Here is a 24,840-nt window from a genome sequence, read left to right as displayed (position 1 = left end):
ATAATCGGATTAGAAATAACGAGGAGATTTTAGTTCTGTTTTTATGAATTTAAATTCATACATGAGTAAAAGTTCATGTGTTCCTGTAGTGTATCTAGCGATATCAGAAATGGGCTTTTCATAGGCATAACCTATACGGAGTTGTTTTGATATTTGGAAATCAGCGATACCACCAATGGCAGCTGTGACTTCATTGATTCTATAAGAAGCTCCAAGCCAAAACTTTTCGTTGTACAAGAAGTTCGCGGTAATATCATACGATAGTGGAGCACCACTAACAGCTTTAACTAAAAAGGCTGGCTTAAATTTGAATTTATTGCTCAAATCTACGACGACACCTCCAGTTAAATAATAACTAATATTTTCAAGCGCTTCAAATCCATTTTTTTTGTGGATATCGGTGTTTAAAAGCCTAGGAGCCGATAAGCCAAAATACAAACGGTCTGTACTCCAATAAATTCCAGCACCGATATTGGGAGACCATCGGTCTTCGGTACCATATATTTGTGGATCAAATTTATTGTCCTCATCCAAACGAAAATCTGAATCGAAACTAAAATGTGTAAAACCTGCCTTAACTCCAAAAGCTAAACGTCCATTTTTACCAGTTGGAATGGCATAAGAGAAATCACCGTAAACATAAGTGAAATTCGTCGGGCCTAAATCATCTTCAATAAACGACAGCCCTAAACCGATTCGATCATTTCGTAGGGGAGTATTTATAGACAATGTTTGAGTAACAGGACCGTCCTTAAAACCAACCCACTGACTTCTATGTAACCCGACAATACTAAGAGCTTCACGACTTCCAGCATACGCCGGATTTATAGAAATGGTATTGTACATGTACTGCGTGAATTGCGGCAATTGCTGAGCAACACCTAGAGTACAATGAAGCAATAAAACGGCTATAATGTAATGTTTTAATAATTTCATAGGTTAAGTGTTAATTGGTTCCTATATAAACAGAGCCAGTCAATGGACTAATTCCACTATTTTTTAAATTAATGATATAATAATATGTTCCGGAAGGTAATCGTCCGCTAGACCCTAATGATGAGCTAGGTGATGACCCATCCCAGTTGCCTTGTACCCCAGAAGTTTCAATACTCCCTAAGGTATAATCGTTAGATTGGTAAACGAGAGCTCCCCAACGATTGAATACCTGAACCTCAGCAGTATACCCACATAAATCAATACCTTTGATATCGAAAGTATCGTTATATCCATCTCCATTAGGTGTTATAGCTGTTGAAATTTTTATGTTATCAACACCACAGGGTAGTACCACACAATCGGCATGTAAATTCATAACCACTTCATTAACACTCATACAGCCATTATCTGTTGTTGTGTATCTAAACCGGTAAAGAATACCATCAGTGCCAGGGCGGAAGTCTTCACTCATTCGAATATTAGTAGGATCGAAAATGTGCCCTACAAGAGTTGCAGCAGATTCACCTTCAAGAATTTCCCATAATCCAGTTTTATTAAGATCATCTGGAATGAAACTGTTTAAATCCACAATACCTTCATTAAAGCAAGTGTCTGGAGCTACAAATTCTGTATATATTTCATCAAGAGTAACATGTAAAGTTTGCGTGTAAGTAGCTTCATTTAAGCATTCATCTTTTACGATCCATGTTCTAATGATTTGATAATCTTGAAGCACATTTTCATCGAATGAATTTGTTTCTTCAAAATCGATAGTAATGTTTGAAGAACAATTATCTGTGAAAGTCACATTCGGAATTTCAGGAATATTGGTACAACTCACATCTAAATTTTCTTCAAATGAGGTTGAAGGTGTTGGAGCAGTGGTATCCTGAACTGTTATTATCTGGGTATAGGTCGTGGTTAAACCACATTCATCTTTTGCTGTATACGTTCTTTCGATAACATAGTTATTGGCACAGTTATCAATAATTTTAACATCACTAACACTAACCGTTGCATTTCCGCAATTATCTGTAGCCGTTAAATTTTCTGGAAAAGGTATAGCATCACACTCCACCGTAATATCTGTAGGTAAGCTCTCAACAAATAGTGGTGCTTTAGTGTCTTCAACAGTGATAATTTGTGTATGTGTTGTTGTTAATCCGCATTCATCTTTGGCAGTCCAAGTTCTGGTGATGCTGTAGTTATATTTGCAATAGCCATTGGTTCTTACATCGTTAACCGTAACGGTGGCCGATCCACAAATATCGGTTGCAGTTAAAGTTTCAGGAATCGGTACGGCATCACATTCAACTCTTAATGTAGTTGCTGGTAATGCTTCAACAAATACAGGTCCTTTAGTGTCTTGAACTGTTATGGTTTGGATATGTGTGTTTGTTAGTCCGCATTCATCGGTAGCTGTGTAAGTTCTTTCAATGATATAGTTTGAAGGACAGCTACCATTAATTCTGCGATCAGAGACACTAACCGAAGCATTTCCACAGTTATCTGAAGCTGTTAGAACCTCGGCTGCAGGAACGTTATCACATTCTACAACCACATCTATAGGTAAAACTGATTGGTCGAATGTTGGAGCAGTGGTATCTGAAGTTGAAATAATTTGATTTGCTGAAACGGTATTTCCACAGCTGTCTGTTGCCGTCCAAGTACGTGTAATAGTATAAGTACCAGAACAAGGTCCGTTGGTTTTTACATCATTATAAGTAACTCCAGGGGCAGGATCACAATTATCGGTTGCCGTGGCTGTTCCGAATATAATAGGTGATAGGTTATCACTACATTCGGCAGTTACATTAACCGGTAAATCAAGCACAGGCGCTGTGGTATCGGTAACGGTTATAGTTTGAGTGGTGCTAGATGTATTAGAGCAGTCGTCTGTAAAAGTCCAAGTTCTTTTAATAATGACATGACAAGGATTTGTATCATCCACAACATCAACACCCGTTGTTGTAATGAGACCGCTACATTGATCGGTAGCCGTTAAACTACCGACTACTGGAACATCACTTAAACACTCATAAGTAATGTCTGAAGCAGTATCTGTAATACTGGGCGCTGTTGTATCTTCAATAGTAAAAGTTGCCGAAGTTGTTGTAGCATTACCACAACCATCGGTAGCCGTAAATATTACCGTTGCAGACCCAGTTTCTCCACAATCATCTGAAAGCCCTGTAAAATCATTAGTCCAAATTATAGTTGAACAGTCTTCGGTAGCAACAGCTCTTCCATTAGCATTTAACCAATTGTTTAATGCGGTTAAGTTGCCTGCACCATCACATTCAACGGTCAAATCGGAAGCAGGAGTTACTAAAGTTGGAGGCGTAATGTCTCTAATATGATAGTAGGCACTGATACTGCTTGTGTTTCCACATTCATCTTCTGCAGTAAAAATAACTTCAATACCTTTTCCTAGTTTACATTTTACAGCATTATCACCACCATAATTATTGCTCCAAGTTATAGAACTGCAACTGTCGGTAGCGGTTGCTCCTGCATTACTATTTAACCAATCGGTTAATTCTTTTTCGGTATCTCCTTGGCCGCAAATAATTTCGATATCCGCCAGATTTTGAGAATCAATTATAGGTGCTGTTGTGTCTTCAATCGTGAATGTGGCTTCTTTCGTGATGAAATTTCCACAGTCATCAGTAAGCGTGAAAGTCACCGTTTCTGTTCCTGTAGCACCACATAAATCGGATAATCCAGCACTGTTATTAGTCGCAGTTGCTGTTCCGCAGGTATCTGTCCCACTGAATGATGCTAACCAATTGGCGAAAGCACCACTAGCATCTGCTGTACCATCGCATTCTACTGTTAAATCTACAGGTTCGTTAGTCCAAGTTGGGTTCGTGTTATCTTCAATAGTAAAAGTCGCTTCTTTGGTGATGGCATTACCACAATCATCTGTAAGTGTGAAAGTGACTCTTTCTGTTCCTGTAGTACCGCATAAATCAGATAAACCGGCGCTGTTGTTAGTCACGGTTGCTGTTCCGCAGGTATCTGTCCCACTGAAAGAGGCTAACCAATTGGCAAAAGCGCCACTGGCATCTGGAGTACCGTCACATTCTACCGTTAAATCTACAGGTTCGTTAATCCATGTTGGGTTCGAATTATCTTCAATAATGAAAGTTGCTTCTTTGGTGATGGCATTACCACAATCGTCTGTAAGCATGAAAGTCACCGTTTCTACACCTGTAGCACCGCATAAATCAGATAAACCGACGCTGTTGTTAGTTACTGTAGCTGTTCCGCAGGTATCTGTCCCACTGAAAGAGGCTAACCAATTGGCAAAGGCACCACTGGCATCAGTTGTACCGTCGCATTCTACTGTTAAATCTGAAGGTTCATTATTCCAAGTTGGGAATGTGGTGTCTTCAATCGTAAAGGTTGCTGAAGAGGAAGACGTATTTCCACAAGCATCGGTAGCGGTAAACGTTACTAAGGCTGAACCGGTTTCTCCACAATCATCTGAAAGTCCAGTAAAATCATTGGACCACACTATGGTAGAACAATTCTCGGTTGCTGTAGCACCACCATTCGTGTTTAACCAATCATTTAGTTGTGCTGTATTTCCAATGCCATCACATTGAACCGTAATACTTTGTGCTTGTACAGTAAGAGTAGGTGGTACATCATCTTTTATAAGGTAAGAAGCAGTAGTGGTACTAGAGTTTCCACAATCGTCTGTTGCAGTAAATACCACTTCAATACCGTTTTCTCCAATACACTTAATTGCCGTATCACTTCCGTAATTGTTGGACCATGTGATATTGCTACAATTATCTGTAGCTGTAGCTCCAGCGTTGTTATTTAACCAATCGTTTAATTGCTGTTGTGTGTTCCCTGATCCACAAACAATATCAATATCCATTTGATTGGTGGTGTCTATAGTTGGCGCTGTATTATCTTCAATAGTGAAAGTAGCATCTTTGGTGATGGCATTACCACAATCGTCTGTTAAAGAGAAAGTCACCGTTTCTGTACCTGTAGCGCCACATAAATCAGATAAACCAATACTATTGTTAGTCACAGTTGCTGTTCCACAGGTATCAGTACCACTAAAAGACGTTAACCAATTAGCAAAAGCACCACTAGCATCGGTTGTACCATCGCATTCTACTGTTAAATCTGTAGGTTCGTTTGTCCAAGTTGGGTTTGTGGTATCTTCAATAGTGAAAGTAGCATCTTTTGTAATCGAATTTCCACATTCGTCTGTTAAGGTGAAAGTTACCATTTCTGTTCCTGTAGCACCACACAAATCGGATAAACCGGCGCTGTTGTTAGTTACAGTAGCTGTTCCGCAACTATCAGTACCATTAAAAGAGGCTAACCAGTTGGCAAAGGCGCCACTGGCATCTGTAGTACCGTCACATTCTACCGTTAAATCTACAGGTTCGTTAATCCATGTTGGGTTCGTATTATCTTCAATTGTGAAAGTCGCATCTTTGGTGATGGCATTCCCACAATCGTCAGTAAGCGTGAAAGTCACCGTTTCTATACCTGTAGCACCGCATAAATCGGATAAACCGGCGCTGTTGTTAGTCACGGTAGCTGTTCCGCAGGTATCTGTCCCACTGAAAGAGGCTAACCAATTGGCGAAGGCGCCACTGGCATCTGTTGTACCGTCGCATTCTACGGATAAATCTGAAGGTTCATTAGTCCAAGTTGGGTTTGTGGTATCTTCAATAGTGAAAGTAGCATCTTTTGTAATCGAATTTCCACAGTCGTCTGTTAAAGTGAAAGTCACTGTTTCTGTTCCGGTAGCCCCACATAAATCGGATAAACCCGAACTATTGTTAGTTACTGTTGCCGTTCCGCAAGTATCAGTTCCACTGAATGATATTAACCAATTAGCGAAAGCTCCACTAGCATCTGTTGTACCATCGCATTCTACGGTTAAATCTGAAGGTTCGTCTGTCCAAATTGGGTTGATGGTATCTTCAATAGTGAAAGTGGCTTCTTTTGTGATGGCATTACCACAATCGTCTGTTAAAGTGAAAGTCACTGTTTCTGTTCCGGTAGCCCCACATAAATCGGATAAACCAGAACTGTTGTTAGTTATTGTTGCCGTTCCGCAAGTATCAGTTCCACTGAAAGATGTTAACCAATTAGCAAAAACGCCACTGGCATCTGTTGTTCCATCGCATTCTACGGTTAAATCTGTAGGTTCGTCCGTCCAAGTAGGATTGGTGGTATCTTCAATAGTGAAAGTGGCTTCTTTTGTAATGGAATTTCCACAATTGTCTGTTAAAATGAAAGTGACCGTTTCTGTTCCGGTAGCGCCACATAAATCGGATAAACCAGAGCTGTTGTTAGTTATTGTTGCCGTTCCGCAAGTATCAGTACCATTGAAAGACGCTAACCAATTGGTAAAAGCACCACTAGCATCTGTTGTTCCATCGCATTCTACGGTTAAATCTATAGGTTCGTTAGTCCAAGATGGTGGGGTTTGATCACTTCCCGAATTAGTGATGCTTTCGTTTTCAAGTTTATTTCCGCAGTCATCTACAACTTCGAAAGTGTAGACTAAAGTCCAAGAACAGTCATCACCAGTTTGGTTAGTATTGGTGAGGTTAACAGTGACGTTATTACAGTTATCAGAATAACTAGATGCTACAGTTGTGGCATCAAAAGGATAATTGGTTTGAGCATCTGCAAGACACGAATCTGCATTTATTACACCAGTTGGCGCTGTTCCTGTTAATGTAGGAGCAGTTTGATCGCTTCCTGTCTGTGTGATGGTTTGATTTTCTAATTTATTTCCGCAGTCATCTACGACTTCGTACGTGTATACTAAAGTCCATGAACAATCATCGCCTGTCTGGGTTGTGTTTGTAAGGTTAACAGTGACGTTATTACAGTTGTCTGAATAACTTGTCGCGATTGCAATGCCATCAAAAGGATAATTGGTTTGAGCATCAGCAAGACAAACGTCGGCATTAGTAACTCCCGTTGGCGCTGTTCCTGTTAAGGTTGGTGCAGTTTGATCGCTTCCTGTGTGTGTGAGGGTTTGATTTTCTAATTTATTTCCGCATTCATCTACGACTTCGTACGTGTATACTAAAGTCCATGAACAATCATCGCCTGTCTGGGTTGTGTTTGTAAGGTTAACAGTGACGTTATTACAGTTGTCTGAATAACTTGTCGCGATTGCAATGCCATCAAAAGGATAATTGGTTTGAGCATCAGCAAGACAAACGTCGGCATTAGTAACTCCCGTTGGCACTGTTCCTGTTAATGTTGGCGCAGTTTGATCGCTTCCTGTGTGTGTAATAGTTTGATTTTCTAGTTTATTTCCGCAGTCATCTACAACCTCGTATGTGTAAACTAATGTCCATGCACAATCATCACCTGTTTGTGTAGTATTTGTGAGGTTAACAGTGACGTTATTACAGTTGTCTGAATAACTTGTCGCGATTGCAGTGCCGTCAAAAGGATAATTGGTTTGAGCATCTGCCGAACACATATTAACATTAGTTACACCAGTAGGAGCTGTTCCTGTTAATGTTGGCGCAGTTTGATCACTTCCAGTATGTGTAATGGTTTGATTTTCTAGTTTATTTCCGCAGTCATCTACAACTTCGTAAGTGTAAACTAAAGTCCAAGTACAGTCATTGCCAGTTTGGTTAGTATTAGTGAGGTTAACAGTGACGTTATTGCAATTATCAGAATAACTAGCTGCTAGAGTAGTGGCATTAAATGGATAATCGGTTTGAGCATCTGCAAGACATGCATCGGCATTTGTAACTCCAGAAGGTGCAGTTCCGGTTAAGGTTGGCGCAGTTTGATCACTTCCTATATGCGTAATAGTGATATCAAAATTATTTGAAGTATTGCCATCTGAAACTGTATAAACACGCGCTAACGACCAAGCACAAGAATCTCCAGTCAATGTCTGACTTTTAAAAGTAGCACTTATGGTGCCACAGATATCGGTATAAGCTCCTTCAATAGCATTAATATCACTAGCTACCGTTACAATGCTATCAATTGTACTTTCTTCTGCACAAGCATTAATACCAGTAGTTCCGTTTGGCGCTGTTCCAGAGGCTGGTGTATTGTCTTCAACAATAACCAATTGTGTACAAGTCGTTTTGTTTCCCGAATTGTCTTCAACAGTCCAGGTTACTGTGGTACTTCCTAAAGCAAATGGTTCAACAGCATCATTGGTAACACTTACTACCAAACAATTATCGGAGGTCACAGGGGTTCCTAAATTCACTGAAGAAGCCGTACATAAACCTGTATCGGTACTTATGGTGATGTCATTCGGACAAGTAATCGTGGGGGCTACGGTGTCGGCTGAAGCTGAAACAGTAAAATCATCAATAATTTCACAACCGTTATTATCGGTAACTTTAACTTCATAATCACCAATAGCTAAGTTTGTAAGGTCTCCTGTGGTAGCTGTAAACCCATTAGGACCAGTCCATGCATAAGTGTAAGTAACTTGCCCTCCAGAAACAGTTATATCAATTTCTCCTGTAGTATCTTGTTTGCAAGCTACATCGGTTACAATACCTGTAAGTGCCAAATCTTTTAAAATAATAGGGTTTGAACTATTTTGTTTTTCACAATCGGTATCAGTGCTTTTTACTATTAAACTGTACGAGCCTTCGTTTAAATTATCAAATGTAGTTGAGGTTTGAAAAGTACTGCCGTTGTCTATGGAATAAGCATAATCTCCTAGAGGAGAAGTTACTTCTAAAGTGAAATTATTTGTACTGTTGCAAGTAATTTCGTGAGTGGGTTCGGGAGGGAGATTAACATACTGTAATGATACAGTGCCTGTTTCACAAACAGAGGTGTTGGGTGAAGGTAAACATAGTTCATAATCAAAGGTAATAGTACCCGTATATCCAGGGGCTGGAGTAAATGTATACGTTCCATCTGTATTAGAGGTAAATGTACCGCCACCTGTTGTAGTAGGGGGTATAATGGTGTATGTTGAATTAGCAGGAGCATTGTTTAAAACATTTAAATCACCATTATACGTATTATCTAAACATTCTATTAATTGTTGATCAACAGCGTATTTTTGAAGTAAAAAGAATTTCCCATCACCATGGTCTTCGGTAGCGCCAACAAAATCAATTCTAGTAATTAGCGACCCTGTTGGTGCTAAATCATTTAGATAAAAAAGTGCGATACCAATTCCTTGACCATTATCATTACAACGATCAGAAGCCCAATAATCTGAGCCAGATATAGGAGCTGTTATTGAACTACAACCGCCAAAGTTACCATTGGTTCGTACAAATGTGTCTCCTAAACGCTGTTCAGTTCCGCCTGTAGACCCAGCAGGATAGCCGTAAACTTCTACATATAAACAGTTATTTCCACCTCTTTCTGTAATGGCTAAAATACCATCATCATTAGATGGTATGGCTGGTGAATAAATTAATGATTGCTTTTGAGCTGTAGCCGTGCTACTTGCAGCAACAGTAAAATCTCCACACAAATCTTCACCGTTACTTGCGGAAGTGAAATAATGGTTTAAGTTTTTATCCTGGAACGCGTTCAATGCTGCAATATCCCAATCATCTCTTGGATCGGAAGAAATGGCTTCTTCATTACCGTTTTTTAAAATTTTATTTTGACCATCCCCATTTGGTCCTAATCGCGTAAGTTTATAGTCCGATGGTACAACAAAGGTATTGTACTCTGTACCGTCAACTATAATTTTTTGAATGGTTGCAGCATCATTGTAAGTAGTCTGTGTGTCTGACCATTCAAAAGTAACATCTTGATCTATGGATGTAGATTGTGTACCCAATTGAGCAAAAATGAATGAAGGAAACAGGGTTACAACAATAAGAAGTAAACTGCTTTTTATTTGTTTATTTAAAATACAATGGTAATTATTTCTCATATTGCATTTGATAAAGTGTTTATATAAGTTTATCAAGCGTTACAAATCCAGGCTAGTGTTCAATATAAATTTGAATAGTAATTAGCCATTTAAAGTAAAGCTGTAATTTTATGATGTTTATTAAAAATGAGGGAAGGCATTGTAAAACAATGTGATATAATTTATTTTTAGTTGGATTTGAGAGCATAGGATCATCATTGTAGGTATAACAAATGAAGTTATATGCCTCTTGAAGTTCAAAAAAAAATGTTAAATCACTTATTTATTCGATTAAGAGTTTGTTAAGAGAACTTAATCGGAAGAATTTGATAATTATCGTGTGGTGATTAATTATTTATAAAATTCTTCTGTTTTTTTATGAGGTTTAGTGTCGTTTTATTGGATATTAACTCTAAACAGTGTGATTTTTTCAAATTAAATTGACCCTGAAATACTAAAAAAATATAAATTATTGTGAAATATTTAATTTTAGTTAGACATGCTAAATCTTCTTGGGAGTTTGATGTTATAGACCATGAACGCCCTTTGAACACGAGAGGCTTAGATGATGCCGATTTGGTTTCAAAACAAATAGCTAAACAAGACCTAGCTGTAGACAAACTCGCCTCTAGCGATGCTTATCGGGCAAAAACCACGGCTGAAATCTTCATTAAAAACCTTAAAATAGATGCATCGATTATAAGTTACCATTATGATTTGTATGATTTCGCAGGTTACAATCTCATTGACTTCATAAAATCTTGTGATGACCAAATCAATAATGTTATGATTTTTGGTCATAATCATGCTATTACCGATTTTGTAAACACTTTTGGTAATCAAATTATTGATAATGTACCAACTTCAGGATTCGTAAAAATTGAATTTGATATTGAGCATTGGAAAGACATCGAAAAAGGTAAAACTATTCAGATTTTATTTCCGAGAGATTTGAAATAATTCAGATTACCAGTAAATAATACCTAATCTTAAATTATCATTAATTCTTCATTTTTTTTGTCAATAACCAAACGTATTTGTTAACATTATTCAAGCTAAATACGATATATTTGTTATGATTATTAAAAAATACCTTTAATGACTAAATTAGAATCCTCAGTACATAATAGTTATATAAATAGAGAGATAAGTTGGTTACAATTCAACGCCAGAGTTTTACAAGAAGCAGAAGACGAAACTGTTCCTTTAATTGAAAGGTTAAGGTTTTTAGGTATATTTTCTAATAATTTAGATGAGTTTTTTAAGGTACGCTATGCTACTGTAAAACGTATTGTGGAGGCTGGAAAAGGTGCCAAAAATGAACTTGGGGGTATTCGAGCTAAAGAGTTACTCGAAATCATTACACAGATTGTAATTGATCAACAAAGTGAAAGTTTAGATATTTTATACGATATCGTTAAGAAACTTAAAAATGAAAATATTTATATCATCAATGAAACTCAAATTGATGACGCTCAGCACGATTTTATAAAAGAATATTTTCTAAAAGAAGTAAGTCCAGCCTTAGTAACCATTATTCTTAATGATGAGGTGGTGCTTCCAAATTTAAAAGATAGCGGTGCTTATTTGGCTGTAAAAATGCTAATGCCTGATGATACCAAACAATTTGCTTTAATAGAAATTCCTAAATCTGTTAATCGCTTTGTGGTTTTACCAAAACAAGGAGAAAAGTTCTTTATTATTGCGGTTGATGATTTATTACGTCATTGTTTAGGTGATATTTTTAATATTTTCGATTATAAGAGTATTTCGGCTCACATGATTAAGATAACCAGAGATGGTGAGTTGGATTTTGAAAGTGATTTAAGTAAAAGTTTTATTGATAAAATTTCAGATAGTGTTAAGCATCGCGAAGTTGGGGAACCTGTTAGGTTTGTTTACGATAAAACCATCGATAAGGATACCTTAGAATTTTTAATGTCAAAAATGGGCATCGATGAAACCGATAGTATTATTCCTGGAGGACGTTATCATAACAGAAGAGATTACATGGGATTCCCAAGTTTAGGGAGAACCGATTTATTATACGATAAAATTGAAGCGCTACCTATAAAAGGTTTGAGCTTACAAACTAGTATTTTTGAAGCCATTGCTAAAAAGGACTATTTACTGCATGCACCTTACCAAACGTTTTCATACGTTGTTAAATTTTTAAGGGAAGCCGCCTTAGACCCGAAGGTTAAAACTATAAAAATCACCATTTACCGATTGGCTGAGATTTCTCATATCGCAAGTTCATTAATTAATGCAGCGATTAATGGAAAAACAGTTACGGTGTCAATTGAATTACGCGCAAGATTTGATGAGCAAGCGAATATCAACTATGCGAAACAAATGGAAGAAGTTGGTGTTAACCTTATTTTTGGAGTTGCCGGACTTAAAGTACACAGTAAAATGTGTGTTATTGAGCGTGAAGAAGGGAAGAAATTCCATCGATACGGCTTTATAAGTACAGGTAATTTTAATGAATCTACAGCTAAAATTTATACCGATTATACACTCTTTACCGCCAATCAAAAAATCTTAAAAGATGTCGATAAAATCTTTGGCTTTTTCGAAACCAATTATAAAATTAATAAGTATAAACATTTAATTGTTTCGCCGCATTACACAAAAAGGGAAGTATTTAAACTTATTGATAATGAAATTAATAACGTTAGTTTAGGAAAAGAAGGCCTGATTAGACTAAAAATGAATAGTATTTCTAGTTATGATATGGTCGATAAACTTTATGAAGCGAGTAGAGCTGGTGTAAAAGTGCAAATGATTGTGCGCGGATTGTGTTGTTTAATTCCTGGCGTTCCTGGAATGAGTGAAAACATTGAAGTGATAAGTGTGGTAGATAAGTTTTTAGAGCATTCAAGAATTTATATCTTCGGAAATAACGGCAACCCTAAATTATACATTTCTTCAGCCGATTGGATGACAAGGAATATTGAAAATAGAGTAGAAGTGAGTTGTCCTATTTATGATGAAGAAATTAAACAAGAAATTATTGACACCTTTAATATTTGTTGGAATGACAATGTAAAGGCAAGAGTATTAAGTGATTCTCAAGAAAATAATTACCGTGTTAACGACAATAAAAAAATTAGATCGCAATACGCTATTTACGATTATTACCTTAAAAAATTAGAAGATTAATATGCTTTCATTAAAAAAATATGCTGCTATAGACATTGGTTCCAACGCAGTTCGCTTACTTATTTCAAATATTATTGAACAAAAAGGGCGTCCTGTGCAATTCAAGAAAAACTCTTTAGTTAGGGTTCCTATTCGTTTAGGTGCAGATGTTTTTGTGAAAGGTAAAATTTCTAAAGAAAATACGCAGCGTATTTTAGATACCATGCTTGCTTTTAAACTATTAATGAAGTCGCATAAAGTCGTAAAATACAAAGCCTGTGCAACTTCAGCCATGCGTGAGTCTTCAAATGGAAGTCAAATAGTCGATTTGGTTTTAGAGCAATCGGGTATTAAAATTGATGTTATTGAAGGTGAAGAAGAAGCAGCTATCATCGCTGCAACCGATTTAAATAAATACATCGATCCTAATAAAACCTATTTGTATGTAGATGTTGGTGGTGGTAGCACCGAATTTACAGTTATAGATCAAGGCAAATCCATAGCCTCACGTTCGTTTAAAATAGGAACTGTAAGATTGCTAAATGACATGGTTAGAAATGAAGCCTGGCAAGAACTTCGTGAGTGGATTGCTTCCAACGCATTAGAATTCGATAAAATATCCGTGATCGGTTCTGGAGGAAATATTAATAAAATCTTCAAGATCTCAGGAAAAGCGATGGGAAAACCCCTTAGCTATTTCTATATGAGTTCCTATTATAATACGCTTCAAAATTACTCTTACGAAGAGCGTATCACAGAACTAGATTTAAATCAAGACCGTGCCGATGTTATCATTCCTGCCATGCGTATTTATTTATCGGCCATGAAATGGAGTGGTGCTAAAAACATTTATGTGCCTAAAATAGGATTGGCAGATGGTGTGATAAAAAGTATTTACTACGATACGGTTTCTAGCAATACACAGTAAAATTTTGCACTTCAACTTGTATTGTTGTAAAGCAATATAATTATAATATATATTCGTCTTTATAAGTTTTTCGATTCTGAAATTAAGAACTTCATTAATGCGTAGAACAAAGATATTTCGTAAATGTTAATGACACGAGTTCCTTTTTTCAACCCTTATAGAAGCTTATTGAAAATCTTAAAGTTATAAAATAATTGGGACCTACTGCCCATAAAAATATTTTAAGACTGTTTCCTGAAGTTATATTTCCTAAATGGAAAAAATGTTCGGAGCATTATTAGTTGAATAATTAAAAAATAATCAATCCCAAAATACCTATTTATGAAACAGTTCTACTTTTTTGTCGTGGTCATGTTTTTGTCCTTAAGGGGGATATCACAAAACGTAAAATACGGTGTTCGTGCTGGTATGAATATTTCAAGCTTAGACTTTTCATCTGAAATTCCTGAAGAAAACAAACACCGAAATGGTTTTTATATTGGTTTTTTAGCCGATGTAAGTTTATCTAAAACTGTTTCCATTATCCCTGAACTTCAATTTTCTTATGAAGGCTCTAAAGCAGACGATTTACAATTTGATTACATTCAAATGCCTGTTTTAGTATGTGTTAAATTGACTAAGAAAATCTTTTTAAACCTAGGGCCGCAAGTTGGTTTAAAAGTGCATAAAGTCGATGATATGGCTAAAAATTTTGGTTTTTCATCCATTTTAGGAATAGAATACCGTATAAATCAAGCTCTTTTTGCCGATATACGACATGCCAACGGACTAAATAATGTATATGATGATGATTCTGGTTTAAACGCTAAAAATAGAACTTTACAAATAGGTATTGGCTATAAGTTTTAACCATGAATGGTTTCAGAGGTTCCTAAATCTCTCATAATTTCAGCTTCATACTCCAAAAGTTTCTGCCATTTGGCATCTACTTCTTTTTTATCACCATACTGTCTAGCAAACCCTAAAAACATGGTGTAATGATTTGCTTCACTTACCATTAAATTTCTATAGAAAGTTGCGAGTTCTTTGTCTTCTAATTCCTCCGAGAGCAATCTAAAACGTTCACAGCTTCTAGCTTCGATTAGAGCTGCATATAATAAACGATGCACAAGTTGCGTGGTTCTGCTACCTCCTTTAGGGAAAAATTTTAAAAGATGAATCACATATTCATCACGTCTATCTCTTCCCAATACCCAACCGCGTTCAATGATTTTGTCATGTACCATTTTAAAATGACTGATTTCTTCTTTAACTAAAGCAGTCATTTCTTGTACCAAATCGGTGTATTCAGGAAAACTAACAATTAATGATATAGCTGTACTGGTAGCTTTTTGTTCGCAGAAAGCATGATCGGTTAAAATTTCTTCAATGTTCTTTTCTACAATATTCACCCATCTTGGGTCTGTTGGTAGTTTTAATCCGAGCATAATTTTATTTTTTAGTAAGATTAAAGACCTAAGTCGAAAGTTCTTCTCAAAAGATCAATACTTGGGTTTTTTTCCTTTAATTTTTCAAATTTTTCAACCGTGGTATAAGCGTATTGCTTTTCCTTAACCTCATTTATGGTAATTTCTAAAGCAATGTCGTAATTACTTAAAGACTTTCTTATATAAAGTAATAAATCATATTGCTGACGTTCAACTTCTACCTTATTTGTAGCATTAGGGAACTCTAGATGTGCTGTGGTACCTTTTAGTTTAGGTGTGTCAATGGCCAAAATAGAAGCTAAGTTATGCTTACCTTCCTGTCTTAATAAATTGATATATTCATTCCAAACTTTTAAAAACTCACTTTCTGTAAAGGGTTCAGAGGGTAAATTTTCCTCATCTACCACCACTTCCATCAGTTTGATTTGATGTTCTTTTTTAGCCCGTATACTGCTAAGGGATAGTCCGGATGTACGTTTGGTATCTTTTTTTAAAACAATGGTAGGTGGCTTATTTTCTTGAAAACGTTCAGCCGCCTTAGTGGTAGTGCCAGAAGGTGCACTAACTGGTTTTTCATTATTTTCCGATGTTTGTTCTTGCTTTTCAGGAACTTGAACTGCTATAGGAGTAATGCCTTTACTTTTAAAATATGAAGCAGGAATTATGTAATGTTTACCATTTTTTTTTTCTCCATCAAAAGTGATAGAGGCAAGCTGCATGAGGCATAATTCAACGAGGAGTCGCTGGTTTTTACTAGTTTTATACTTCAGGTCACATTCATTGGCGAGGTTAATACCTTGCATTAAAAAGTCTTGTGAGGCCTTTTTAGCCTGTTCTAAATACTTGGCTTTAGTTTGATCGCCAACTTCAAGAAGTTCTATGGTTTCTTGATTTTTACTCACCAGTAAATCTCTAAAGTGAGAAGCTAACCCAGCAATATAATGGTGTCCATCAAAACCCTTTGATAAGGTATTATTAAACTGAATGAGTAAATCCGGAATTTTATTTTCCAGGATTAAATCGGTGCTTAAAAAATACGTTTCGTAATCTAAAACATTTAAGTTTTCGGTAACGGCTTGTCTGGTTAAATTTTTTCCAGAGAAACTAACAACCCTGTCAAAGATAGAAAGCGCATCACGCATGGCGCCATCTGCTTTTTGAGCGATAATATGTAAGGCATCATCTTCAGCAGTTATACCTTGTTCTTCAGCAATATATTTTAGATATTCTTTAGCATCTTTAACGGTAATTCGTTTGAAATCAAAAATCTGACAACGCGATAAAATAGTTGGAATGATTTTATGTTTTTCAGTAGTTGCGAGAATGAAAATACAATGCTTTGGTGGTTCTTCTAAAGTTTTAAGAAAGGCATTAAAAGCCGCTTGAGATAACATGTGTACCTCATCAATAATATAAACTTTATACTTTCCTACTTGAGGTGGAATACGAACCTGATCTGTTAGACTTCTAATATCATCAACAGAGTTGTTCGATGCGGCATCTAATTCAAATACATTAAAAGCAAAATCTTCGTCGCCAGTTACTTCACCATCACTATTAATCATTTTAGCCAAAATACGAGCGCAAGTTGTTTTACCAACACCTCGAGGGCCTGTAAATAAAAGGGCTTGGGCTAAATGATTGTTTTCAATGGCATTTAGTAAAGTATTGGTAATGGCTTGCTGACCAACAACGTCCTTGAAGGTTTGTGGTCTATATTTTCGAGCCGATACAACAAAATGTTCCATTGAAAAATATTAGAGCAACAAAGTTAAAAATTCAACGCTTAAATCTGAATTCAGAAGCTTAAATTTAATAGGAGTTATTAACAATTTACGTACTTTTGCCGCTAAGTAAATCGCCTTATCGCTCTTTTGCTAAATTTGTTTTAGTATGAAGGGAGGAAAGTCCGAACACCATAGTGCAACATAGTGGTTAATGGCCACCAGTCGTGAGATTAGGAAAAGTGCAACAGAAAGTATGTACAGGTAATGCTGTAGTGAAACCGGGTAAACTCTATGTGGTGCAATGTCATGTAAACTAGCGCTTGAAGGCTGCACGTCTGATGCTAGAGGGTAGGCAGCTAAAGTGTATGGGTAACTATACATTCAGATAAATGATAAGGGTGATTTTAGTTTTATTTTAGATTAAAATCATACAGGATTCGGCTTATAGATTTACTTTCAAATAAATAAACCCTTCTTTGTTTTAAAGAAGGGTTTATCATTTAAAAACTAGTGACTAACTAATAATTATAATCTTTAAAAAGTCACATTAATATGCTTAATGGTTTTTCAGTTTAGCTTTAACTATAAAAACAATACTTACAATTCTACATTTTTAAGTGTTTTATGCAGATTGTTTTTAAGGCTATTTGTATTGCTACGCGCTTAGGGATACTCCTAAAGTACTGAAAAAAAGTGAATTATAATAAAATTTTATTCGGCAATTTCGAAAAAACTAAACATATTACCACCATAGCTTTTAGAATACGAGAAATTACTTACACCAGATAGGTCTGTATGTTTAGAATGTTCTACAATAAGTAAACCGCCATCGAGTAATAATTCGTTTGAAAATACTAAATCTGGAATCTTAGAAAATTGCTCTACAGTAAAATCGTAAGGTGGGTCGGCAAATATAATATCGGCTTGAATTTTAGAAGATTCTAGGAATTTAAAAACATCACTTTTAATTGTTTGAATGGGCATATCAAACGTTTCTGCCGTTGAATTAATGAATTTAATACAGCCAAAATCTTGATCCACACAAGTAATTTGCTCAGTGCCTCGTGAAGCAAATTCATAGCTTATGTTTCCGGTTCCTGCAAAAAGGTCTAAAACAGAAATATCATCAAAATAATAAAGGTTATTAATGATATTGAACAAGGACTCCTTAGCCATGTCTGTTGTAGGGCGTACAGGCAAGTTTTTAGGAGCAATGATTTTTCTACTTTTATATAATCCTGAAATAATTCGCATTAAAAATTGTTTATTAAGGTGAAGTGAGCATAAGGTGTTTTGGGAGCGCTTTCAAATTTAAATCGGTCATTACGACTACCAAAGCTAATGTTTCTAATGTATTTATAGGCTATTTGATATAAGGAATCCTCTTTTTCAATTTGCCCTAAGAAGACAAGCTTTAGTGTTTCGGGACTTAAATTTAATTGTTCTGCAGTAAATAGTATAAAGTAAATAAAATCTTCCTTAGAACTGTATCCAAAGGTATTAAAGAGCTTTAATTTAGAGTTCTCCACCACTATAATTTCAAAATGATTTTTGTTAACATGAACATACATACGTGTGTTCATCTTAATTTTTTCAAGTTGCAGGATCTTTTCAATAAGTACTGTGGAAATGTGTTTAAAAGTAAAGGCCCCAAATTTATCATATATAAAATTATTAATATTTATATAGGGGACATAGACATTTACACTGTTGTTTTCTGAAATACGATCATAGGTGATGTAATCAGATTTAAGAATTTTAGAGTTGAATTTTAAATAGTCGGCCAGGCAATCTTCACTAAATAAAGTTTCAGGAACTAAAGAAGATAAGTCGTTATCATATACAACGAAAACATTAGAGAAGTTGTAAGACAACATTTTTTCAGAATCAAATAGACCTTTTAATCGGTCTAATAATTCTAAGGGGTTGAGTTTCTTTTCAAACTGAATGTCATTCAAATGAATGATCGTATTTAGCTTACGATTCAGTATACAAAAAGAAAGTCCACTCAAACTAATTTGAATGGACAATTCTATATTTGTTAATTCGTTAGAATTATTATTCGTTATCGCCATATGTTTTAGGCCAGTTTCCAGTCGTTTTAACTTCGTTCATAGAACCTACTTTAAGCGCATCACCGTTAACTCCATCAACAGAAATTACTTGATTCTCTTGAATGATAAGATCATTGCTTTGATCAAATAATAAGTCACGTTTTTTAACTGAAGCTTCAAAAACAGGAATGTTAATTTTGTTTTGCTCGATAAAACCAGCTTGTAAATTGAATTTTGTCCCAGGCTTTCCAACAGGAACATCCATCATTGTTTTATATCTGTTAGATGATTTAAATAAAGAATCTTTTACAGATACAAATCCTAAAGTATCAATAACTACAATTTCTTTATAAGAATCAACACCATATAATTTTGTTTTTTCTTCATCTAAAATGGTTGAATCTCTACGTTGCGTAATGGTATATTTAGCAGTATCAATAAACTTAATTAGTTTATTAAAATCTCCCTCAAATTTCCCAGTTACTTGTCTGTGTGCTAATTCAGCATCTCTAATATCTTTTAAACTCTCAATAACTTGAACGTAACGCTTGTTTTTTACTTTATTAAATTGAATTGGCTCGTAAATAGACATATATGTTAAATACCCTAGGTAGCCAATTAAAATCCAAAGGGCGATAGTTAAGACAGGTTTAAGTTTAGATGGAATAATTTTGTCAATTAACTTAACCAAGCCAATTGTAAGTAGTATCACAGCAACTGTAATAAGAATAAATGTTAACATAGTATGCTATTTAATTAAAAATTTATTTTAAAGGTATTTAGCAAATCTACAATTTTTTTTTAACCGTAAAAACAAAGAGAGTAAAAATCATTTCTATCTTTGAATAAAAAAAAACGCGCCCCTTTCCTTAATGAATGCTTCTCAATTTTATTTGCTTATAAAACAGCAGTTTCCGTTCGATCCAACGCTAAAACAAAATATTGTTCTACAGCAACTTTCTGAATTTATTTTAAATAAATCTACAGATGTGCTTTATTTGCTTAAAGGGTATGCCGGAACCGGAAAAACAACAATTGTAGGTGCCATTGTATCCAATTTATGGAAAGTAAAAAAGAGCGCCGTCTTACTAGCACCAACGGGTCGAGCTGCAAAAGTCATCTCAAATTACTCAGGTAAAGAAGCCTTTACCATTCATAAAAAAATATATTTTCCTAAAAAAGAAAAGGGAGGAGGGGTTAAGTTCGTTCTTCAGCCTAATAAGCACAAAAACACCATTTTTATAGTAGATGAGGCATCGATGATTCCAGACACACCTGGAGAATCTAAATTTATGGAAAACGGCTCTTTATTAGACGACTTGATCCAATATGTGTATTCTGGACATCAGTGTAAATTACTTTTAATAGGTGATACCGCACAGTTACCTCCGGTAAAAGTTGATGTTAGCCCGGCGTTAGATGAAAAGAACTTGGCTTTAAATTACAATAAGGAAGTCACTAGAATGGAACTGGATGAAGTTGTACGTCAGGAACAAGACTCTGGTATCCTAGTTAATGCTACGGTTTTACGAGAAACCTTAGCGAGTAGCTTTTTTGATAGTTTTAAATTTAATATTGCGCCTTTCAAAGATATTATAAGGTTGATTGATGGTTATGAAATTATGGAAGCCATTAACGACGCTTATAGCGAGTTAGGTAATGAAGAAACAGCTATTATTGTAAGAAGTAATAAACGTGCTAATTTATACAACCAACAAATTAGAAGTCGAATTTTATTTAACGAAAATGAATTGTCTGCAGGAGATTTTTTAATGGTTGTTAAAAACAATTATTTCTGGATTAAACCCACTACAGAAGCTGGGTTTATTGCGAATGGCGATATTATTGAAGTTTTAGAAATTTTTAAAATTGAAGAACTTTACGGATTTCGTTTTGCTGAAGTTAAAGTACGAATGGTCGATTACCCTAAAATGACTCCCATTGAAACCGTTTTACTTCTTGATACTATTGATGCTGAAAGTCCGTCGCTTACCTACGAAGATTCAAACCGTTTATACCAAGAGGTACTTAAAGATTTTGAAAATGAGGGGAGTAACTATAAAAAGTTTTTAAAAGTAAAAGCCTCTAAGCATTTTAATGCTTTACAGGTAAAGTTTTCCTATGCGATAACCTGCCATAAATCTCAGGGTGGGCAATGGGATACTGTTTTTGTAGAGCAGCCTTATTTACCAAATGGCATCGATAAAGATTATTTGAGATGGCTTTATACAGCAGTAACCAGAGCTAAAGAAAAATTATACCTCATAGGTTTTAAAGATGATTTTTTTGAAGAATAGCTTTAAAATTAAGTACTTTTGATTTGAATTTAGATTGCTATTAACATATTTTAAAAATTAAACTTGTGAAAATAATTTCAATGATTCCTGCCCGTTATGCGGCTTCGCGTTTTCCGGGAAAACTTATGCAAGATCTTGGTGGTAAAACGGTTATCCTTCGTACTTACGAGGCCACAGTAGCAACTGGCTTGTTTGACGATGTGTTTGTGGTTACCGATAGCGATATTATTTATCAAGAAATTGTAAATAATGGCGGAAAAGCCATGATGAGCAAAAAAGAACACGATTGTGGAAGCGATAGAATTGCTGAAGCTGTTGAGTTTATGGATGTTGATATTGTTATTAATGTGCAAGGTGATGAACCTTTTACCGATAAAGAATCCTTAAGTAAACTTATTGAAGTTTTTAAAACGGACGCTGATAAAAATATCGATTTAGCTTCTTTAATGGTTCATATCACCAATGAAGAGGAAATTCAAAATCCGAATACCGTAAAAGTTATTGTCGATAAATTCAATTTTGCTTTGTACTTCTCCAGAAGTCCTATTCCTTATTTACGTGATAAGGAAGCGGGTGCGAAATACTTTAAACATAAAGGCGTTTACGCCTTTAGAAAAGAAGCTATTCTAGATTTTTATAGACTTCCCATGCTACCTTTAGAAGCTTCAGAAAAAATCGAATGTATTCGCTACTTGGAATATGGTAAACGTATCAAAATGGTAGAAACAGATGTTGAAGGTGTTGAAATTGACACTCCGGAAGATCTAGAACGTGCCAAAAAAATATGGTAGACTACGAAAACATAAAAGTTATTGGTTTTGATGCCGACGACACCTTATGGGTTAACGAAACGTATTTCCGAGATGCGGAAGCAGAATTCTCTAAACTTTTAAGCAAATACGAGACACCTAATAAAATAGACCAAGAGCTATTTAAAATGGAAATCGGTAACCTTGGTCTGTATGGTTATGGGGTAAAAGCATTCACGCTTTCTATGGTGGAATGCGCTTTAGACTTATCTAATAAAAATGTCTCTCCAAAAACGATAGAAGCCATTCTAAACATTGGTAAAACCATGCTAAATCAACCGGTTGAAGTATTAGATGGTGTTGAGGAGGTCTTGGAGGTTTTATCAACAAAATACCGCCTTATTTTGGCAACCAAAGGTGATTTACTTGATCAAGAACGAAAATTAGAAAGGTCGAAATTAAGCCCATATTTCCATCATATTGAGGTGTTAAGTGATAAAAAAGAAAACAATTATTCAAAATTATTAAAGCATCTAAAAGTAGATCCTTCAGAATTTTTAATGATTGGAAATTCTTTAAAATCAGATGTTTTACCCTTAGTAAATATTGGAGCCCAAGCGATTCATGTACCATTTCATACTACTTGGGCTCACGAAGAAGTAGAAGAAAAAGAAAAAAACGGTAAGTCATATCATACCATAGAAAATATTAGGGATGTTTTAAAACTTTTAAAATAAGGAGTTTTAATTAATACAAAACACAATTAACAATCTTGATTTTGAATACGTGTTTTCACATAAATGAAGTCTTTTTTTAAACTAAATATGAACCCTTAGAATTTAAAATTATAGTATTTTTGTCAATTCTAAAAAGAAACCTATTAAATGAGTTATAAGAACTTTCCAATGGTACCAAGAGTTATTTTTGGTAGAGGTAGTTTTAATCAATTAAACGACATTTTAGCGCCAAAGCGCCAAAGTATAAACGCTCCATTTATCTATTTAGTTGATGATGTTTTTAAGAACACTACTTGGTTAACATCAAGAATTTCTTTGTCTTACGACGATAAAATAATTTTTGTATCGACTAAAGAAGAACCAAAAACAACTCAAGTGGATGAACTTGTTGAAGACATCATTTTAAAAACAAAAGCGCGTCCTTCAGGAATTATTGGTATTGGAGGAGGCTCTGTATTGGATTTAGCAAAGGCTGTTTCCATTATGATAACCAACGAAGGTGAATCTAAAGATTACCAAGGCTGGGATTTAGTGAAAAATCCAGCTATCTATCATGTTGGAATTCCAACCATTTCTGGAACAGGGGCAGAGGTATCTAGAACAACCGTTTTAACAGGGCCAGAAAAAAAACTGGGCATAAATTCAGATTTCACACCATTTGATCAAGTGGTGTTAGACTCCGAACTTACTAAAGATGTACCGAAGGACCAATGGTTTTATACGGGTATGGACTGTTATATTCACTGTATTGAATCCTTAAATGGTTCTTATTTAAATGCTTTTAGTAAAAGTTATGGTGAAAAGGCTTTAGATTTATGTAAAGAAATCTTTTTAGATGATAATATAGGTCCTTCCAACATTGAAGCTCAAGAAAATCTTATGATGGCTTCATGGCACGGAGGGATGAGCATCGCGTATTCCCAAGTTGGAGTAGCACACGCCATGAGCTATGGTTTGTCTTATTTATTAGGGACTAAGCACGGTATTGGGAATTGTATTGTTTTTGATCATTTGGAAGAATTTTATCCAGAAGGTGTTGCTCTATTTAAAGAGATGAAAGCATTGCATGGTATTGAGCTCCCTCAAAGCATATGTGCTCAATTAACCGATGAAGAATTTGAAATCATGATTAACGTGGCATTAGGACTTGAACCGCTTTGGGAAAATGCCGTTGGTAAAAACTGGAAAAAAATTATTACCCGAGATAAGTTAAAAGCACTTTATCAAAAAATGTAAACTATGCAGCGGCTAGCTAAATTAATTTATTTTAAATGGTTGGGCTGGCGTATTGTTGGTAATACAGACTTCTCTAAAAATACAGTAAAGAAAGCCATTATTATAGCAGCACCTCATACTAGTTGGCATGACTTTTACATTGGTGTTTTAATGCGAGCTTCAGTACTGCTTAAAAGTCATTTTATAGGGAAAAAGGAATTGTTTGTTTTTCCTTTAGGTTGGTTTTTAAGATGGCTTGGTGGACGCCCTATTAACCGTCATGAAAATGAAAACAAGGTCGATGCTATTGCTAAACTTTTTGATGAAACTGATGAGTTTAGAATTGCTTTAGCTCCAGAAGGGACACGTAAAAAAGTTGAAAAATACCGCACAGGATTTTACTATATCGCTAAAAAGGCCAATGTACCTATTATCATGTTTACCTTGGATTACGAAAACAAACAAAACTTAGTTTCCGAGCCTTTTTATCCCACACATGATATGGAAGCTGATTTCAAATATATTTATAGTTTCTTTAAAGGAGTGAAGGGGAAAGTTTCGCAGTATTCTTAATTAAATTTCTTTTAAACTTAATTTAAAGCAAAATAACACACTAAACTAAAATTTTAATGAATATATTGTAAATAACTAAATTACAATATTTTAAAACGTCTAATATTACTTTAAGTTAATCAGAATTTATTTCAGATTCTTATAACACTAAAGTTTTAATGTGACGAGGTTCTATGTCAAG

At 35.2% G+C, this 24,840-nt stretch carries 16 protein-coding genes and 1 other RNA gene; 10 read left to right on the top strand and 7 right to left on the bottom strand.

Annotated features, from left to right (window positions below):
* Positions 1-9 precede the first annotated feature (9 nt).
* Together JJL45_RS11310 and JJL45_RS11305 are read right to left on the bottom strand one after the other, a co-directional pair.
* A complete protein-coding gene (locus JJL45_RS11310; protein ID WP_068605207.1) occupies positions 10-936 on the bottom strand; it encodes a type IX secretion system membrane protein PorP/SprF in 927 nt (308 codons plus the stop codon).
* A 10-nt stretch (positions 937-946) separates the two neighbouring features.
* On the bottom strand, positions 947-9,829 hold the full coding sequence (locus JJL45_RS11305) for a gliding motility-associated C-terminal domain-containing protein (protein WP_202664135.1): 8,883 nt from the start codon (positions 9,827-9,829) through the stop codon (positions 947-949).
* 453 nt (positions 9,830-10,282) lie between these two features.
* Here JJL45_RS11305 and JJL45_RS11300 point away from each other — a divergent pair, with 453 nt between their 5' ends.
* The 4 genes from JJL45_RS11300 to JJL45_RS11285 all read left to right on the top strand — a co-directional run bounded on the left by JJL45_RS11300 (position 10,283) and on the right by JJL45_RS11285 (position 14,729).
* Positions 10,283-10,768 carry a SixA phosphatase family protein gene (locus JJL45_RS11300; RefSeq protein ID WP_068604763.1) on the top strand — a complete coding sequence of 162 codons (486 nt, stop codon included), beginning with the start codon at positions 10,283-10,285 and terminating at the stop codon, positions 10,766-10,768.
* 138 nt (positions 10,769-10,906) lie between these two features.
* Positions 10,907-12,973 carry a polyphosphate kinase 1 gene (ppk1, locus tag JJL45_RS11295; RefSeq protein ID WP_068604761.1) on the top strand — a complete coding sequence of 689 codons (2,067 nt, stop codon included), beginning with the start codon at positions 10,907-10,909 and terminating at the stop codon, positions 12,971-12,973.
* A gap of 1 nt (position 12,974) precedes the next feature.
* A complete protein-coding gene (locus JJL45_RS11290; protein WP_067149114.1) occupies positions 12,975-13,880 on the top strand; it encodes a Ppx/GppA phosphatase family protein in 906 nt (301 codons plus the stop codon).
* A 321-nt stretch (positions 13,881-14,201) separates the two neighbouring features.
* Complete coding sequence (locus JJL45_RS11285) at positions 14,202-14,729, top strand: porin family protein (protein ID WP_068604760.1); 528 nt, start codon at positions 14,202-14,204, stop codon at positions 14,727-14,729.
* Here the strand turns inward: JJL45_RS11285 and JJL45_RS11280 are convergent.
* Together JJL45_RS11280 and dnaX are read right to left on the bottom strand one after the other, a co-directional pair.
* Positions 14,726-15,307: a tRNA-(ms[2]io[6]A)-hydroxylase gene (locus JJL45_RS11280; protein ID WP_068604758.1), complete on the bottom strand. Its 582-nt coding sequence runs from the start codon at positions 15,305-15,307 to the stop codon at positions 14,726-14,728. The two genes, JJL45_RS11285 and JJL45_RS11280, sit on opposite strands and share 4 nt — an antisense overlap.
* 20 nt (positions 15,308-15,327) lie before the next feature.
* Positions 15,328-17,055: a DNA polymerase III subunit gamma/tau gene (gene dnaX, locus JJL45_RS11275; RefSeq protein ID WP_068604756.1), complete on the bottom strand. Its 1,728-nt coding sequence runs from the start codon at positions 17,053-17,055 to the stop codon at positions 15,328-15,330.
* A gap of 102 nt (positions 17,056-17,157) precedes the next feature.
* On the opposite strand from dnaX, the gene rnpB reads away from it, so the two are divergent.
* Positions 17,158-17,495, top strand: an RNA gene (rnpB, locus tag JJL45_RS11270) — RNase P RNA component class A.
* Between the two features lie 250 nt (positions 17,496-17,745).
* Here the strand turns inward: rnpB and JJL45_RS11265 are convergent.
* From JJL45_RS11265 to JJL45_RS11255, 3 genes are read right to left on the bottom strand one after another with little or no spacing between them, the layout of a single operon-like run.
* On the bottom strand, positions 17,746-18,288 hold the full coding sequence (locus JJL45_RS11265) for an RsmD family RNA methyltransferase (protein WP_067149126.1): 543 nt from the start codon (positions 18,286-18,288) through the stop codon (positions 17,746-17,748).
* Complete coding sequence (locus JJL45_RS11260; protein WP_068604754.1) at positions 18,288-19,109, bottom strand: DUF3822 family protein; 822 nt, start codon at positions 19,107-19,109, stop codon at positions 18,288-18,290. The genes JJL45_RS11265 and JJL45_RS11260 overlap by 1 nt, the downstream gene beginning before the upstream one ends.
* Positions 19,093-19,830: a hypothetical protein gene (locus tag JJL45_RS11255; RefSeq protein ID WP_202664134.1), complete on the bottom strand. Its 738-nt coding sequence runs from the start codon at positions 19,828-19,830 to the stop codon at positions 19,093-19,095. The genes JJL45_RS11260 and JJL45_RS11255 overlap by 17 nt, the downstream gene beginning before the upstream one ends.
* A 130-nt stretch (positions 19,831-19,960) precedes the next feature.
* Here JJL45_RS11255 and JJL45_RS11250 point away from each other — a divergent pair, with 130 nt between their 5' ends.
* From JJL45_RS11250 to JJL45_RS11230, 5 genes are all read left to right on the top strand, one after another.
* On the top strand, positions 19,961-21,385 hold the full coding sequence (locus tag JJL45_RS11250; protein WP_068604752.1) for an ATP-dependent RecD-like DNA helicase: 1,425 nt from the start codon (positions 19,961-19,963) through the stop codon (positions 21,383-21,385).
* An 80-nt stretch (positions 21,386-21,465) separates the two neighbouring features.
* Complete coding sequence (gene kdsB / locus JJL45_RS11245; RefSeq protein ID WP_202664386.1) at positions 21,466-22,176, top strand: 3-deoxy-manno-octulosonate cytidylyltransferase; 711 nt, start codon at positions 21,466-21,468, stop codon at positions 22,174-22,176.
* Entirely contained in the window at positions 22,170-22,871 is a 702-nt protein-coding gene (locus JJL45_RS11240; RefSeq protein ID WP_068604748.1) for an HAD family hydrolase, read from the top strand. Before kdsB ends, JJL45_RS11240 begins: the two co-directional genes overlap by 7 nt.
* Before the next feature lie 147 nt (positions 22,872-23,018).
* Complete coding sequence (locus tag JJL45_RS11235; RefSeq protein ID WP_068604746.1) at positions 23,019-24,107, top strand: iron-containing alcohol dehydrogenase family protein; 1,089 nt, start codon at positions 23,019-23,021, stop codon at positions 24,105-24,107.
* A gap of 3 nt (positions 24,108-24,110) precedes the next feature.
* Positions 24,111-24,659, top strand: a complete 549-nt coding sequence (locus tag JJL45_RS11230) for a 1-acyl-sn-glycerol-3-phosphate acyltransferase (RefSeq protein ID WP_068604744.1) — start codon at positions 24,111-24,113, stop codon at positions 24,657-24,659.
* Positions 24,660-24,840: the final 181 nt, after the last annotated feature.

Origin of the sequence: Tamlana sp. s12, from assembly GCF_016767215.1 — a bacterium.
In the GTDB taxonomy this organism is placed as follows: Bacteria; Bacteroidota; Bacteroidia; order Flavobacteriales; family Flavobacteriaceae; genus Pseudotamlana; species Pseudotamlana agarivorans.
Note: the sequence above shows the minus strand (reverse complement) of the source record. Positions and strands in the feature narration are given on the sequence as shown.